This window comes from Belliella calami, from assembly GCF_022549695.1.
GTDB classification, from domain to species: domain Bacteria; phylum Bacteroidota; class Bacteroidia; order Cytophagales; family Cyclobacteriaceae; genus Belliella; species Belliella calami.
Map to the genome: position 1 here is coordinate 135593 of NZ_JAKZGS010000001.1, position 16712 is coordinate 152304.

7 protein-coding genes are annotated in these 16712 nt (G+C 40.1%); 3 read left to right on the forward strand and 4 right to left on the reverse strand.

Annotated features, from left to right (window positions below):
• Positions 1–4: 4 nt before the first annotated feature.
• Entirely contained in the window at positions 5–3022 is a 3018-nt protein-coding gene (locus MM236_RS00590; protein ID WP_241272977.1) for a SusC/RagA family TonB-linked outer membrane protein, read from the reverse strand.
• Between the two features lie 297 nt (positions 3023–3319).
• Positions 3320–6079, reverse strand: coding sequence for a DUF5695 domain-containing protein (locus tag MM236_RS00595; protein ID WP_241272978.1), 2760 nt, complete (start codon positions 6077–6079; stop codon positions 3320–3322).
• 489 nt (positions 6080–6568) lie between these two features.
• On the opposite strand from MM236_RS00595, the gene MM236_RS00600 reads away from it, so the two are divergent.
• Positions 6569–7447, forward strand: a complete 879-nt coding sequence (locus tag MM236_RS00600) for an AraC family transcriptional regulator (protein WP_241272979.1) — start codon at positions 6569–6571, stop codon at positions 7445–7447.
• A 59-nt stretch (positions 7448–7506) separates the two neighbouring features.
• Here the strand turns inward: MM236_RS00600 and MM236_RS00605 are convergent, their stop codons facing one another.
• A complete protein-coding gene (locus MM236_RS00605) occupies positions 7507–8421 on the reverse strand; it encodes a dihydrodipicolinate synthase family protein (protein WP_241272980.1) in 915 nt (304 codons plus the stop codon).
• A gap of 174 nt (positions 8422–8595) precedes the next feature.
• Here MM236_RS00605 and MM236_RS00610 point away from each other — a divergent pair, with 174 nt between their 5' ends.
• Both MM236_RS00610 and MM236_RS00615 read left to right on the forward strand, forming a co-directional pair.
• On the forward strand, positions 8596–10395 hold the full coding sequence (locus MM236_RS00610; protein WP_241272981.1) for a DUF885 family protein: 1800 nt from the start codon (positions 8596–8598) through the stop codon (positions 10393–10395).
• Between the two features lie 360 nt (positions 10396–10755).
• Positions 10756–13821 (forward strand): beta-L-arabinofuranosidase domain-containing protein, encoded by a 3066-nt coding sequence (locus MM236_RS00615; RefSeq protein ID WP_241272982.1) that lies wholly within the window; start codon positions 10756–10758, stop codon positions 13819–13821.
• A 338-nt stretch (positions 13822–14159) separates the two neighbouring features.
• Here the strand turns inward: MM236_RS00615 and MM236_RS00620 are convergent, their stop codons facing one another.
• Positions 14160–16502 (reverse strand): alpha-L-arabinofuranosidase family protein, encoded by a 2343-nt coding sequence (locus MM236_RS00620; protein ID WP_241272983.1) that lies wholly within the window; start codon positions 16500–16502, stop codon positions 14160–14162.
• Positions 16503–16712: the final 210 nt, after the last annotated feature.

Here is a 16712-nt window from a genome sequence, read left to right on the forward strand (position 1 = left end):
CCTTTTAGAATGAAATATTTAGTCCCAAGGTGAATGTTCTTGTAGTTGGATACTTGTCTCTTTGGTCATTTCCAGGTGCAAATCCCAAAATACTGACACCCTCGGGATCAATCCCCTGATATTTTGTGAGCACAAACAAGTTTAAACCTGAGGCATATACTCTTGCATTCTTCATAATCCCCCTACCTGGAAAACTATATCCAAAAGTCACGTTGTCCAATTTGAGGTAGTCACCACTTTCTATGTAATGGCTCACATAAGCCAAGTCAGAGTTAAGTCTCTGGCCATAAACTGGATCATAGGCTGTGTTGAGCATATTGTAGGCAATGTTTTTAGGGTTTTCATAAAACATCCTTTGAAAATTCAGAATATTATGTCCAAAAGCCCCTCTCATATTCACTTCCAAATCAAACCTTTTGTAAGTAAAAGAATTATTGAATCCAATAATGTGCTTTGGAATACCATTTCCATAAAACTGTCTGTCTTCCGGAACTGCATCTGTAATCGGGATTACCTCACCTTCTCGGTTTTCAATCAACCAAAGCCCATCTTCATTGACCCCAACAGATTTCCAAACGAAAAACTGTCCAATCGGTCCTCCCACCTCCACACGATGGGTATAATCCTGTATCGGCTCTCCTGTACCTCCATCATTGAAAAATTCCCTTGAAACATCAAACTGCTCATTGGAAAGGTTTACAAGCTTGTTCCTATTTGTAGAATAGGTGAAGTTAGAATTCCAGACAAAATCCCCTTTCTTGATTGGCGTAAAATTCAGCAAAAACTCCATCCCTTCATTCCGCATCGTACCTGCATTCAGCATGATATTTCCCGTGAGGTAAGGAGGAACTGGCACTGGGAAATTGTAAAGAAGGTCATTAACATTTCTTCTGTAAAAATCAATGGCACCGCTAACCCTGTCTTGAAAAAAACTGAAATCTACCCCTACATTGTATTCCAATTTCTTTTCCCACCTTAGATCTGGATTGAAGTTTCTGGTAGGAATAAAACCCTGAACCCAATTTCCACCTACATACGCACCTTGTCCCCTATCAAAATTATAACTTATCTGAGACAAATATGGATTGCCTGCAATTGTCCCTGTTACTCCATATCCTGCCCTAACTTTGATTTCATTCACGTTTCTAACTCCTTTGAGGAAAGGTTCATTGCTGATTCTCCAGCCTACAGAAGCAGCAGGAAAAGTACCCCATTGGTAATTGGCTCCAAACCTTGAGGAACCTTCTCTTCTAACACTGGCCATGAATAGGTATTTGTCATCAAAGTTGTAGGTAAACCTTCCAAAGAATCCAGCCAATTGCCATTTGTTTTTGGTACTTCCCATAGCGGCTTGACCATTGGCCAGTGCTGCCCCTGCACCCAGATTATTCCAAGTATAAAGGTCTGTGGGGAAATTCCAGTTGCTTGCTTCAAATGCTTCATAAACTGCATCCTGCCAACTATATCCACCAAGAACAGTAAAATAATTTTTACCGATAGACTTACTATAGTTTCCAGTTAATTCTACGAGATTTTCATTATAAGCATTCGCAGATCTATTTGCTGAACTATTCCTGTTGTTCAGCCAAGTATCGGTATGATTGAAGGTAGTAGCTCCACCAAAAATATTGTTGTTCTGCACATTGGAAACAAGAAGTTTCAGATCCAAATCATCAATGGGATTATAATTTAGCGTTCCACTCATTCGCATCTCATTGTTTCTGGATTCTGAGGAGTATTCATAAATTCTTGAAATGGGATTTTCATAAAAATACCCATCCCTTTCTTGCCAGTTGCCTTGCTCATCACGAACCCTGTCAGTGGGGTTTCTGATCATGGCCTGTCTAAATGCATAGCCATCAGCGCCTCCTCTAGCGGCTTTTATCACTCTATTGATCACTTGTACATTAGCTCTTAGTTTGTCGCCAAACATACTGTGGTTCAAATCTGCTCTAATAGTAAGTCTTTCTTGACCTGTTCTCTTGAAGATCCCATCCCAATCTCTGTAATTAATTGATCCAGTGAAATTGGTAGTACTATTTCCTCCAAAAAATGTCAGGTTGTGGTTGTGGCTAATTGGTGTCTGAAGCATCTCACCTATCCAATCTGTATTTCCTCCATAATCTGTATAGGCAATCCCTTCTTCTGCGATCAATCTTCGATAGTCATCCCCAGTCAAAAGCTGTGGCCTCCTTTGAATCGTCTGTACACTCACATAGTTGTTGTAGTTTACTGTATTTCTACCCGCACTATTTTTTCTGGTAGTAATCAAGACTACGCCACCTGTTGCCCTGGTTCCATAAATAGCTGCTGCCGAACCATCTTTGAGTACATCTATAGACTCAATATCTTCTGGTGCGACAGTATTCATGTTTCCCGGGATGCCATCAATCAATATAAGTGGTTGATTTGTGCCATTGATAGAGTTTAGGCCTCGAAGGTTAATCTCTGTGCCTGCTGCCGGATCTCCACTGGGTGTGGTCACGCGAAAGCCTGCTACTTTCCCCTGAATCAGCTGGGCTGCATCCCTGACCGCACCTTTGACGAAATCTTCCTCTTTTACACCTCCGATAGAACTTGTAACATCTCCTTTTCTCATAGTTCCATAACCTACGACGACTACTTCATTCATGGAGGTAATATCCGGATTCAGTTTGATTTCAAATACAGCCTGGTTGGCGACAGCAACTTCTTGTGTTTCAAAACCTACGAAACTGAACACCAAAATCCCTCCATTGTCAGGGACATCAAGCGTAAATGAACCATCTATATCAGTAGCTGTTCCTCTAGTAGTACCTTTCAGTACTACACTTACACCAGGCATGGTAAGTCCATCTTCGGTAGAATAAACAGTCCCACTTATAGTCTTATCCATGGAGCTATTAGCTCTTGCATCTACAACTCCATCCGAGGACCTGGAGTCATCCAACATACTCGAAGCATAGGTCTGTGTACTTCCAAAATGAAAGGAAAGTATCAGTCCTATGGCAACGATACTTTTTAATTTAGTAAAGTTTTCCATACTGTAATTGGGTTGATCTTTAAGTTAATTAACCCCTTATAATGAGACCTCTACATCTAAAAAAGTCTCAAGGGATTACTTTATAAATGTACTTAAAACACTTATCAAAAAATTCAACAAAAGTAACTTAAACCTATACTATATTAGCTCATTTTGATATAATACAGAACAAACTTAAACACCTAAAACTTTTCACAACAATTTAAATTGGACTGGACAAAAAGAAACCTACCGAAATTGTATTCCGGCAGGTTTCAACCCTATTGAAAAAAGAAAAACATAGCTCTTTAGAAGTGTCTATTTCAGACTGATTATCAATTCTTTTTGTTCAGCTCCCAAAGGAAGAATGTATGCACCATTTTTTAGTTTCTCTAATCCCAAATCCCAATCGCTTTTCGTAGGGTGGGATATTCTAAAGTAGGCATTCTTAGTGATGGCATTTGCCTTATCCAAAAACAAATGTAGCTTACTTGATTGTGGATCATACTTAGCTTCGAGAATGTTCCCCGATTCCAGTTTTACAAGTAGTTTTTCGGTTGCCAAAAACAATTGCTTTCTTCCTGCCGAAGTCAATGCCATCTTTACAAAACCATCTTTTTCTTGGACGTTGCCACCAAATCCCAGCCATCCGAAAGTCTTATCATGAAGTAAGATCGACTTGGAATTCACGGCATAGCCAAAAAATCCCGAACCATAATCTCCACTGTAAGGATCTATTGCCAGCATTTCAGGATAAGAGTGAAATGCAGCAGGACCAAAACCATCCTCTGTGACATTGGCAACTCCACCCAACATCCCTGCATACCCGACTCTCAAAAGATAAAGATCCTCGGGATTGTCGATGTATTCCTGCATGACAGGAATGGCATTCAATGCAGACCCATAATGGTGAAGCTGTCTTTCGATCCTTTGGATTTTCCCTCCGTATTGGAAATCCCAATATCTTCTTGCTGAACCATTGTAACCCCAATGTGGTACTGTGGGCATGTATGCCAAAATTGCATTTAATGTCACGTCTGCTTTTTCATCCATCCCAAAATATTTCGTCCACATATACACTTCTTCCTGTCCTGTAGAATCCCAAGGCATCTCACTCCCAAAAGGGTAAGCCAAAGCTGACCAAACATCCGCTCTTGCCTTCATGGCCCCTTCAAGTTCTTTGGCAAACGACTCCATTCCCTCATTCTTGAGATCATCCAGAAGCATCAGGAACACTGTACCTTCCATCTGACCAAATTGGGCATAATGGGGTGCCAGTTCTACCATTGCCATTGATGTGCGGAATGCACTTTCCAGATACCAATCCCAAGTTTGTGGAAGTGCAAAACCTTCATGATATCTCAATAGTCTGTACATAATCCAATGTGCAGCTGCCACATGGGGATAATTGTAAGAGCGTCCTGGGGAATCTGAATGTTCCTTGTCCCAAGCAGCCCAAGTACCATAATTGACATTTTCACTGTAAGTTCCAGCCGGCATCTTTTCTGGCTCATAATAGAACACGCTCTTTTTTACACCGTATTTATTCTCTCCTTCACTGTACTGTATGCCACCCCAGAGAGTTTCGTGCATAAATTTCCCGAGCTTCTCCACTTCCTCCACATTCGGATCCAGTAATTGTTTCATAAAAGCTGCAAGCCAAGAACCCGCCCCAGCCTCATCACTCAAGCCTGCTATCCATACCCTGGAGTCCTCTACTACTTGGGCTTTTTTCTCATAGTCATAAGAAATCACCGAATTGTGTCTTCCAAAGGGATCATCTTCATTTTCGTACCATTGCTCTTTGGTTAGGAAACTTCCCATTTTCTCTATCAACTCAGTTTCTGAATCGATTACTTTATAAGATAATACTTGCTTAGTTCCGTCAAGGTAAGTGATTTCGACTTTCGCCCTTCCCCACTGCTTCCCTTCCACATCAAATGCCAGCCATCCGTCAGCATCCTTTTCGGGATTCTTTGTGATGGTCAATGCGCCTTTTGGAGAAACAGTCATTTCTTTGATGGGTTGTGGTGCTTTCAAACGCAAGCTTGCCTTTACATCTATTGGCACTACATAGCCGGGCAATCCAACTGCCACCGGTCTATCGTTGGCAACCAAAGTCGGTTCAATTGACCTGAGGTCATCTGCCAACAAAAATTCCAAGCTGCTCCTGTAGCTTTCCCCTGGGGCAATGACAACTGAGGATGGCTCAATCCATTGGTCGGCATTTTTCCATTTCCCCTCAGCTTTGGCTTTGCTATGGACCACCCAATCATGAAATCCCTCAAATGTGATGTTTCTTGGGGTCTGATCATCCAGCAATGGACTGTAAGCTTCAAAAGCGGCATTTTCCTTTGGAATTACCAAAAGCACAGGTGCTTTTCCATGTAACCTTACCACCTGAAGGTATCCTGCATCCCCTCCTATATAAGGGTCATAAAATACCTTTTCCAAATGGGCATCCTCAAGACTTTTTTTGTGCAAGATATTATCGAATATCATGGGAACTCCCAAATACCCGATCTCAACTGGCTTTCTGGATTCATTTTTCAACTCAAAGGAAAGAATTAATGAATTTTTCCCCATTTCCCAAGTTCTTGTAACGGCCAATTGATCACGCTCTCTAAGATTTGTGCTCACCAAGGAAACTGACTTTTTGGAGGTCCCTTTTTTCGCATTTGTCGATAGCTCTCTTTGGTGTGCACTTGAAAAGCTCTTCCACGATTCCCCTTCTGCAAAACGGTACATGAGGTTGATATCGCCAAGATGATAGAGACTGTCTCTGCTTCTAATGTCCAAAAGTTCGGAAGGAACAAAGTCAAAAAGGAGATCAACCTTAGGGTTCAAAGAGGCTACTGTATGGCTACTATTGAGCAATCCCAATTTGAAAATATCATTTTCTAGGTAGGTTTTCTTAGTTGTCTCCAATGTTTGTGGCTTTGCCTTGATACGATCCCATATATCTTGTGCAGATGTTGGGATCGAAAAAATCAGTGATAAGAATAGCAGAAATGGAAATTGTCTTGATTTGGCTTTCTGACTCCTAATTTGGCGCTGAATGTATTCTAATTGTGTCATGCTTAACTAATGGTTATGATATTGCCTTAGAAAAACAAATCTTTGGCTCTTATACAAATGTAATTAATACACTTATCTTACAGATATAGTCTATTACCCATTAATAACACAATATTAACATTGGAGCATTTTGTGGATTAATTAAATCAAACAACTGAAATTTTAATGATTTTATCCACAATGGTATCATACTAATAAAATCAAAGATGAAATAAAAAACCTAAAGGTTTATTTTTCACTGTAAATCCAGAGATGCTTAAAAAATAAGGGTTTTCTATACCTCAATTGGCCAATACTAATACAATATTAATGTAACCCTATTTTTAACAAGCTCATTTTCATATTATTAATAATCAATATCATAACTATATTAATCCAATCACCCTTGACCCGTCATTTGTTCACATCAGTGGCATCTACAAATTATAGTTATGGTATTGCAAGAATCAATTGTTTTAAAACCAATAAATAACCCTAATTAAAAAAATCATGAAACCACTACTTTACCAAGTTGCGAGAAATATTGACGAACCAGTCAGGGTTCTCAAAGAATGTCATCAACATTTCTATGACAACCTCCATTTCCATTCCGAATATCAGATCATGACGATTATAGAAGGAAAAGGTACTTATTTTATCGGTGATTCCTTTGGCAATTTCAATTCTGGTGACACATTTATAATTGGTGCCAACCTACCCCATTTTTTCCGAAGTAATCAAGAATATTACAGTCCAGAGAACGGGCTTCTTTCCCAGAATATATCAATTCTATTCTCCCCAGATGCATTGGGTGAGAAGTTTAAAGATCTTCAGGAATTTCATGTTATCAAAAGGTTTCTGGAAAAATCCAAAAGTGGACTTTTTTTGAAAGGGGTAGCACGTAAAAAACTTTTGAAGTCCAGCAAAAAAATCACAGAAAAAAATGGATTTGACAGGCTTATCTATCTTTTCAAAATCTTCAATTACCTCTCTCAAACTGACGATTTGGAAACATTAAGTCATGTAACGTATGACACCGAAATAAAGGCTGGGGACACTGAAAAAATCAATTCTGTGATTGGTTTTCTCCTTGATAATTTCACTAGGGACATTTCCCTTGCTGATGCCGCAGACGTGGCCAATTTAAGTGTAAATGCATTCTGTAGGTATTTCAAAAGACATACAAGGAAGACTTTTTCACAGTTTTTGAATGAAATTAGAATCGGCAACGCATGCAGACAGCTAGTAGAAGAAGATCTCAGCGTAAAAGAAGCTGCTTTCAAATCGGGCTACTACAATATTTCCTATTTCAATAGACAGTTTAAGACGATCACAGGTTGCACTCCATCTTCCTATTGCAGGAATATAAATATCAAACACGTTCATTAAAACAAATCCCGATGAAAAAGCAATTTTCATCGGGATTTGTTTTTGGAATTTAGCTGGCTTTAACCTACCAGAATATTATAGTTTTCCAGAACAGGTCTGCTGTCAATTCCTTCTTGTATCAACTTTACAATCTTAGCCTTTTCTTCACCTACCAATTCCAACCTTGGTGCCCTTACTTTTGCCGAGCCTATACCAGTCATTTCTTCTGCAAGTTTGATGTATTGCACTAATTTGGAATGGATATCCAATTCCAGCAATGGCAAAAACCATCTATAAATCTCCAGTGCTTCGGTAGTTTTGCCTTCTTTGATCAGATTGAACAAAACCACTGTCTCTTTTGGAAATGCACATACCAATCCCGCCACCAGTCCGTGGGCTCCCATAGTCAGGCATTCCATGGTCAAAGTATCCACTCCACATAAAATCTTGTAACGGTCTCCGAACCTAGTGATCATTCTAGTAACATTGGATACATCCCTTGTAGACTCTTTGACTGCTTGGATGTTTTCATAAGGCAAAAGTTCTTCAAAAACATCCAATGTTACATAGGTTTTGTAATCTACCGGATTGTTATAAATCATAATCGGCAACTTTGTGCTTTTGGCTACTTCGGCAAAATATGTAACCAATTCTCTGTGGTCTGGCGTATAGCGCATGGGAGGTAACAGCATAAGCGCATCTACCCCCATCCTTTCCGCTGCTTGAGCACAGGCTATTGCCTTTCTGGTCGATCCTTCAGCAATATTCAAAACCACAGGCACTCTTCCCTTCACATAGGCAATGGTCTTACTAGTAAGCTCCATCTTTTCTTCATCTTCCAATACACTGGATTCCCCTAGGGTTCCACCAAGTATGATTCCAATGACCCCAGCACTAATCTGTTCTTCAACATTGTCAAAAAACAGCTTATAGTCAATACTGCCATCTGCGGTAAACTTTGTTGTCACGGCAGGTAAAACTCCATTCCAATTCATTTCTTGTAAATTTTTGATCCTTTTCAAAATTACGACATGAATTCCCAAGAAAATTGCACAAGATTAATCAAGACTTATACAATATTGGCATTGCCGATTTTGGATCATATTATTTGTTAATTTCCACATACAAACAATCTATATAGTTCATTTTGACCAATTAAAATCAGACCAATGAAAGACTATTACAAAAAGACCAATCCCCAGGGAAACAAGAGAAAATTTTCAATGGAAGACTTGCTATTTCCGGCCCGGCAAAAAGTAAAAATTGGGATGTGTTTTTTCCTGTGCATTTTTATGATGCTCCCATTTTCCACTTTTTGTCAAGGACTATATGCTGAATTAGAGTCTTTCAAGGCTGACCTTTCTTCCCTCAATAGAAAATATACCAACAGACATTCAGAAGAATACTTTGAGCGAATAGACCTCCATTATTCAAATTGGCTTAACAAACTTGAAGATCTCAGGTTTGAAGATCTTGATAGGGATTCCCAAATTGATTTTCTCGTTTTCAAAAACAAGCTTACCAAAGACCGATACTTTCATCAACAAGCCTACGAATCATTTAAAAAAATCATGCCTGCTTCTTCATTCTCTCAACCTTTGGTTGATTTTTACATTCAAAGGAGAAAAGGAAAAAAGCCAGATGCCCAAAAATTGGCTGCAATTTTTAATGAAACTACAGCGAAAATCAAATCTCTTCAAGTAAACACAGAAAGCAGCAAACCATTTGAAAGTTGGCAGAAAGCTGAGTTGGCCAGTGATGCCATCCAAAGCTTGCAAAAGTCAGTCGAGGAAGCTTATGGATTTTATAATGGTTATGACCCTGAATTTTCTTGGTGGATGGAAAAGCCTTTTGAAGCGCTGAATGAAAGCCTTACTGCTTACAAAACTTTCCTCAAAGGTCATTATAAGAACACACTTGTCAAAGATGATGGCAGTGGAATTATTGGAAAACCGATTGGTAAAACTGCATTGGAAAAGGAATTGGAATTCGAATTTATTCCCTATTCACCCGAAGCCTTAATTGCAGAAGCGGAAAAACAGTTTGTTTGGTGTGAAGAAGAAATGCTCAAAGCCTCTAGGGATTTGGGCTATGGGAATGACTGTAAAGCTGCAATAGAGTATGTCAAGAACACTTATGTCCCGCCTGGAACTTGGCCTGAAGACATCAATTTTTTGGCAGAAGAAGCCATTGGTTTTCTGGAGGAGCGTGACCTGATCACCATTCCTGATTTGGCCAAAGAAACTTGGCGAATGCGAATGATGTCCCCTGAGGCCCAGCGGATCAACCCCTTCTTTTTGGGAGGTGAGGTGATCCAGATATCATATCCTACTTCATCTATGAGCCATGAGGAAAAGATGATGAGTATGCGTGGAAACAATCCACATTTTTCACGAGCCACAGTTCAGCATGAATTGATCCCTGGACATCATCTGCAAGGATTTATGATGCAGCGACACAAACCATACAGAACACTTTTCTCAACACCATTTTGGATTGAAGGATGGGCTTTGTATTGGGAGATAGCACTTTGGGAGAAGTCTTTTCCCAAGTCTGCCGAGGACAGAATAGGCATGCTTTTCTGGAGAATGCACCGCTGTGCGAGGATCATTTTCAGTTTAAACTATCATTTGGAAAAAATGACTCCCCAGGAAGCCATTGACTTTTTGGTAGATAAGGTTGGGCACGAGCGCGCCAATGCAGAAGCAGAAGTCAGAAGATCTTTTGAAGGAAGCTATGGCCCTCTGTACCAGATTGCCTATATGGTCGGAGGACTTCAGCTCTATGCCCTCAAAGATGAATTGGTAAACAGTGGGAAAATGCCTGAAAAGGAATTTCATGACTCAATCCTTCACAACAACAGCATCCCGATAGAAATCCTACGGATTGTATTGAGTGGGGAGGAAGTGAAAAAGAATTATAAAACCAATTGGAAGTTTTTGGAAAACTTAGAAATACCTCACCAATAGAAAAAGGAGGGAAAAACCTCCCTCCTCTTTAATAGTACTGTAAACCCTAAATTTTATTAGATCTAGCATTTTGAAACAATGCTCTTGATGAAATCTGCTCTAGAATCACGTCAAAATTTCAATCAAATCAATCTGTCTACAAGATAGGAAATCTTATCCCTCCATACTTTCACAAAATCGGCTCTTACCAATACAATATTCACCAATTTGACCTGAAGAAAATTTTGAAAAAAATTAAGAATTAGCACTTAGAGTCAAGGAAGCATATTGGGTAAAATAGTATGACTGTTGGCTAAGATAGCCTTACTGGCCAAGGTTTATTTTTGATATTTTTACATGAATAATCCAAAAAGTAAAATAATGAAAAGGCAATTTATAAATGTACAATCCATCCTATTTTCATTCATCCTAGCCATCTCAATAAGTCCTTTGGCTGCGCAAAGTGGCGATCAGATTCTGGATGGAATTGGGGAGACTGGGATGGTTGCAAGGTATTTGTTCGATGGGGATGTCAAAGACTGGTCTAGGAATAACCTCCACGGGGAATTTCATGGAAAAGAATCCTTATTCGTAAATGACAGCAGGTTTGGAAAAGTCATTTCCCTCAATGGGAATGAAGATGCCTACATTACGATACCTTCGGATGGATTGGCTGATATAGAATCCATCAGCATTTCCGCTTGGGTCAACCTACGCTCGGAGGAATCTGGCCAAATACTCTTTGATTTTGGAAATGGTGCTGACAAACACTTTGTCACCGTACTCACAGGTACTAAAAACCAAAAAGGATTTCATGCTCTGATAAGCACCTCAGAGTCAGAGAAAAAAGAAATTCTAACTCAGAAAATCGAAACAAACAAATGGGTTCATATTGCAATCGTAGTGGATGTTCCCGGCAAATCATTGGTAGCTTACCTCAACGGAAAACAAGTTGGCCAAATAAGTGACACAAGATTTAATCTCGGGGAAATCTTTAAAAATCAGACTTTGGCAAAAGAACCACTCTATATCGGAAAATCAAAGCTGCCGGAAGGAAATGCATTGAATGCATTGATTCATGACTTTCGTATCTACAGAATCCCTTTAAGCAATAAGCAGGTTGGAATGATCTATAATAGAAACACACAAAACCTAAATGAAGGGGTTGTAAATGAAGATAAGAAAGAGGATGATCTCCAAAAATTCCCTGAATCACAGCAACAATTGTTCAACAGTTATCTAATTGGCATTTCGGATGTGGAAGTTGAAACAGGAATCGGTGAATTACCAAGATTGCCAACCTATGTCGAAGGAACCTATAAAGATGGGATAAAAGGCCCTAAAGTACGTGTAATTTGGCCAGCCGATACAGACAACAGTGTAGTACTCAACCCTGGAAACTACACCTTAACAGGCCGAGTTTCTGGTACCGACCTTCAGCCAAAGGCTACAATTAAAGTAAAGAGCCAAATCAAACCTCCCACTCCAATTTTACAACTGGAGACATTTAGCTTAGCCCAGGTTTCTTTGAAAGCCGATTCTTTTGGAGATGATACAAAATTCATTGAAAACCGCGACAAGTTTATCACAACATTGGCAGAAACGAACCCAGATTCCTTCCTGTATATGTTCCGTAATGCTTATGGGCAAAAGCAACCTGAAGGTGCTACTCCACTTGGTGTTTGGGACAGTCAGGAAACAAAGTTGAGAGGGCATGCTACTGGCCACTATCTGACAGCAATCGCCCAAGCATACGAGGGAACTGGATATGACAAAAACTTACAGGAAAACTTCCTGGAAAAAATGGAATACATGGTCAATACCTTGTATGAATTGTCAATGTTATCAGGAAATGAGAAAGCACCGGGGATTCCATTTGTTTTAGATCCAAGGGCTGTGCCCGCTGGTCCTGGGAAAGATTCCTATGATTCCGACCTTAGTGAATCAGGTATCCGAACAGATTACTGGAATTGGGGAAAAGGCTATATCAGTGCCTATCCACCAGACCAATTTATCATGCTTGAGCAGGGAGCTAGTTACGGTGGGCAGAATTCACAGGTTTGGGCGCCATATTATACACTTCACAAAATCTTGGCAGGATTGATCGATATCTATGCTGTAAGCGGCAATAAAAAAGCACTTGATGTAGCCACTGGCATGGGCGATTGGGTACATGCCCGACTGAGTAATGTGCCAACCGAACAACTTGTAAAAATGTGGAACAGCTACATTGCGGGGGAATTTGGTGGAATGAATGAATCAATGGCCCGACTTTATCGAATAACGGATAAAACTGAATACCTGGAAACTGCCCAGTTGTTTGACAACATCAGGATGTTCTTTGGCGACACGGCCAAAACACACGGACTCGCCAAGAACGTAGATGTTTTTCGTGGACTTCATGCCAATCAGCATATTCCGCAAGTAGTAGGAAGCATAGAGACTTACCGTGCTTCCCATAAACCTGAGTATTACAAGGTCGCTGAAAATTTCTGGTACAAGACGGTGAATGATTACACGTACAGCATTGGAGGGGTGGCAGGTGCACGGAATCCGGCAAATGCCGAATGTTTTATTGCACAGCCTGCGACACTGTATGAAAATGGCTTTTCTTCAGGGGGTCAAAATGAAACCTGCGCCACCTACAACATGCTGAAGTTGACAAATGAACTTTTCCTCTTCGACCAGCGTGGGGAGTTGATGGATTACTACGAGCGTGGTTTGTACAACCATATTTTGGCATCCGTAGCAGAAGACAATCCGGGAAACACCTATCATGTACCGCTTAGGCCTGGTTCGATCAAGCATTTTGGGAATTCAAAGATGACTGGCTTCACCTGCTGCAATGGAACAGCCATAGAAAGCAGTACCAAACTGCAAAGTGCCATTTACCACAAGGGGAAAGACAATAAAAGCCTCTATGTAAACCTGTATATTCCTTCGACACTAAATTGGGAAGAACGCAATGTCGTAGTGGAGCAATCCACAAGCTTTCCTAAAGAGGATGAGACCCGATTGACGATCAATGGGAGCGGCAAATTTGACATCAAAGTGCGAGTGCCAGGTTGGGCCACAAATGGCTTTTCTGTTAAAATAAATGGAAAGACCCAACAACTTGAAGCAAAACCAGGCACTTACCTGACTATCAGTAGAAAATGGAAAAAAGGGGATACCATTGATTTAAAGATGCCATTTCATTTCTACCTAGATCCGGTGATGGATCAGCAAAACATCGCCAGCTTGTTTTACGGTCCTGTTTTACTGGCAGCCCAAGAACCTGAAGCTAGAAAAGAATGGAGAAAAATAACTTTGGATGCAAACGACATCAGCAAAACAATAAATATGACTGACAAGCCTTTGGAATTTACCATAGACGGGGTTGTTTTCAAACCATTTTATGATTCTTACGAGCGTCACTCGGTTTATTTGGATTTCAATTTAAAGTGATTGAGGATATTTTCGCCGAAGGATTCTAATCTATTGAATTACATCATCCTCTATTCTACCAAGAACCTAAATATTATAATTTTCTTCACATTTAAATACACATAAATATTGGCTATTTGTGTTGAGATTAAAGGTTGAGCGAAAAAAAAACAAGGTGATGGCAATGCAGAGAAAAATCAAATAAAAAAGTTTAAAAACCACATTAAGATAAAGGCCAAATTGAATTTTCAATTTGGCCTTTATGATGTTTAAATTTGCTTTACAGCTTTACAGTTTAACCTTTTGTTGCCTAGGTCAAAATCTAGAAATTTTCCTCCGAGCCCATCCGTTTTTAACCTCTATTCAAGAGGAAATTTATAAATAACCGAACTTATTTTCGGGACATTGATTTTGCCATCCAACAAAGAAACAGGATTTGATACAAGGGTGATTTTCTCCTCTGATTCATCATTGAAATCCATGTCATCAGAAGCTGTAACAATATACATCTCCCCTTTTGCCAAATTTACGTTTTCACCCAAACCAATTCCCAGCTCGTAATCTTTAAAATTGGCATTCACTACAGCCAAGGTTAGGAATTTCTTGTCTTTCGTCAAAGCAGCTGCCACATCCAACGGACTTTGGTTTCCTTCCAACTTTAGAGGGATCGTCCCAAAATGATGTCTGTACATCTTCAACACCAATCCTGTGCCTTCCATCCAGCTTCCTGTCTGTGTGGCCTTAATCGCACCAATAACGTTGACCGTCTGGGCATAATTTGCCATGTAGTAAATATCTGATTGTCTCGAAAACTCATTCAGGCCTGCTGCAATACCCAGCGCATCCCTAAGGAAGTAACGGGTTCCCAAAAGACCATGGACATGTGGTCCATACCAGTAATTCCACTCATCCATGGCAATTTTCAATATTGGTTTTTCGGCATTATCGCTCCTCTTTCTGTGTTCATCTGCCACCTCCTTGATCAGGTCGGAAAGCTGCCTGGCATGTGTCAGCAATCCACCAGAATGCCAATCTTGTTTATAAATATGCTCACTGATGTAATCCATATTGTCCAGACAATGCTCATACATCATATCATTCCAGCGGCCTGGAAAACCTACCCCGATCAGTTCTATATTTGGATCGGCTTTCTTCATTGCTTCTGCCACTTCATTATGCTTAATTACATATTCCTCTACAGGTATGTTTCCTAGTTGCCAATCTCCAAACATTTCATTGCCTACTGCCCATAGTTTTACATTATATGGTTCTTTATGGCCATTTTGAGCCCTCCATTTACCCATTTTTGTCGAGATATCACCGTTGACATACTCGACTTCTTCTGCTGCCATTTTTGTTGTCCCCAAGCCAGTATTGACGGCTATGTTAGCATCGGCTCCCAAAAGCTCGCACAACTCCATAAATTCATGGATCCCCACATCATTGGTCTCCAAACCATCCCAGGCACGCTCGTAGCGGGTAGGTCTTGCGTCACGATCCCCCAAACCATCTTTCCAATCATAGCCACTTACAAAATTACCCCCTGGCCAACGGTAGATGGGTGCATCCAGTTCTTTCATTAATGCCAAAACATCAGCCCTGAATCCTTTCACATTGTCTGAAGGCATCAATGTGGCTGCCAACAAACGCATTTTTCCCGAACCTTTGGCCCTCACCCCCAAACCACCATTTTCCACCTCTCTCGACGGTTGGAAGGAGAAAGCTACTTTGGTATGGCTACCAGACTTTTCAGTGGATGAAATTTCTACCGCCTGTTTTTGGTCTCCCGACAACCAGAAAATTTCTGGTTTTACATTTCCCGGAATATCCAACAAAAAGTAACCTTCATAAGCTTTAACCTTAAACTTTAGATTCCTTTGTTCCAACCCCTTGAATTCAGTGGAATTCAATGCTATCAAAGGTGTTGCGTTTCCTGAATACTTAAATGTACTATCATGGATGGCATGCGACCCTATTACCTTCCATGGACTATTTTCCGATCCTGGTGCGTAAAAAAACTTTCTATCCTCCAACAATTCCGCCCAAATCCCACCGTAGATGCATTTACCCATGTGCTCAATAAACTGACCATAAATGTAGTCTTCCATAGGTTCTCTCTGTGCTGACAGGTCAATCTTGACAGCTGGGTTCAATTCGGCAACCTCAATTTCCTGAACTTCTACATTCCTCAGGTACAAGGCTCCTTTTGCAGGCCCTTCTTTCCCCAATATGCTTTCTACCAAAAAGCTATCAAAGCCTTCGGTATTGAACTCATAATCAAAGGAAATCCAATCTGTAGTACCTACCAAAACGGTATCATTGTCTAAAGTTATCTGTCCCAACCTGAGCCCAGCACCTCCCTTTTCACCCTGGCTCTCCACATTTTCAGCTTTGATTTCCCCTTTCACCTTGTATTTACCATAAGGTTTCAGCTGGACTTTTCTATACCACCTGGAAACAGTAAAGGAGTCTGTCTCAATAGCCAAAACACCTGGTGTATTATTCTCCAAGTCGATAATTTTGTAATTTCCCTTTGGACTCCAATACTCTATTTCCCATCCATTCAAGCTGTCTTTATCTATTCCCATGCTTGGTGATAAATCAATGATTCCCGAACCCTTGGGTGTATGATGACATGAAAACATGCTGATTACCGATACCGCAATAAACAGGATCAATAATTTATCTGAATTTTTACTCATTTTTTGTGATTTTTTGAGGGCCAATAAGCTGAATATAGTGTTGATTAAAAGTAAAAAGTATTTCATTGATAGTTTAACACAATACTATCCATGAATAACACCAGATTCTCAAGATGTCAAAATAACATCTGTGTTCATTAGTCAAATTAAGCAAGGTCTAAAATAAGACGCATTTAGCAGAAATTTGAAATGGAAACATTGATAATATAG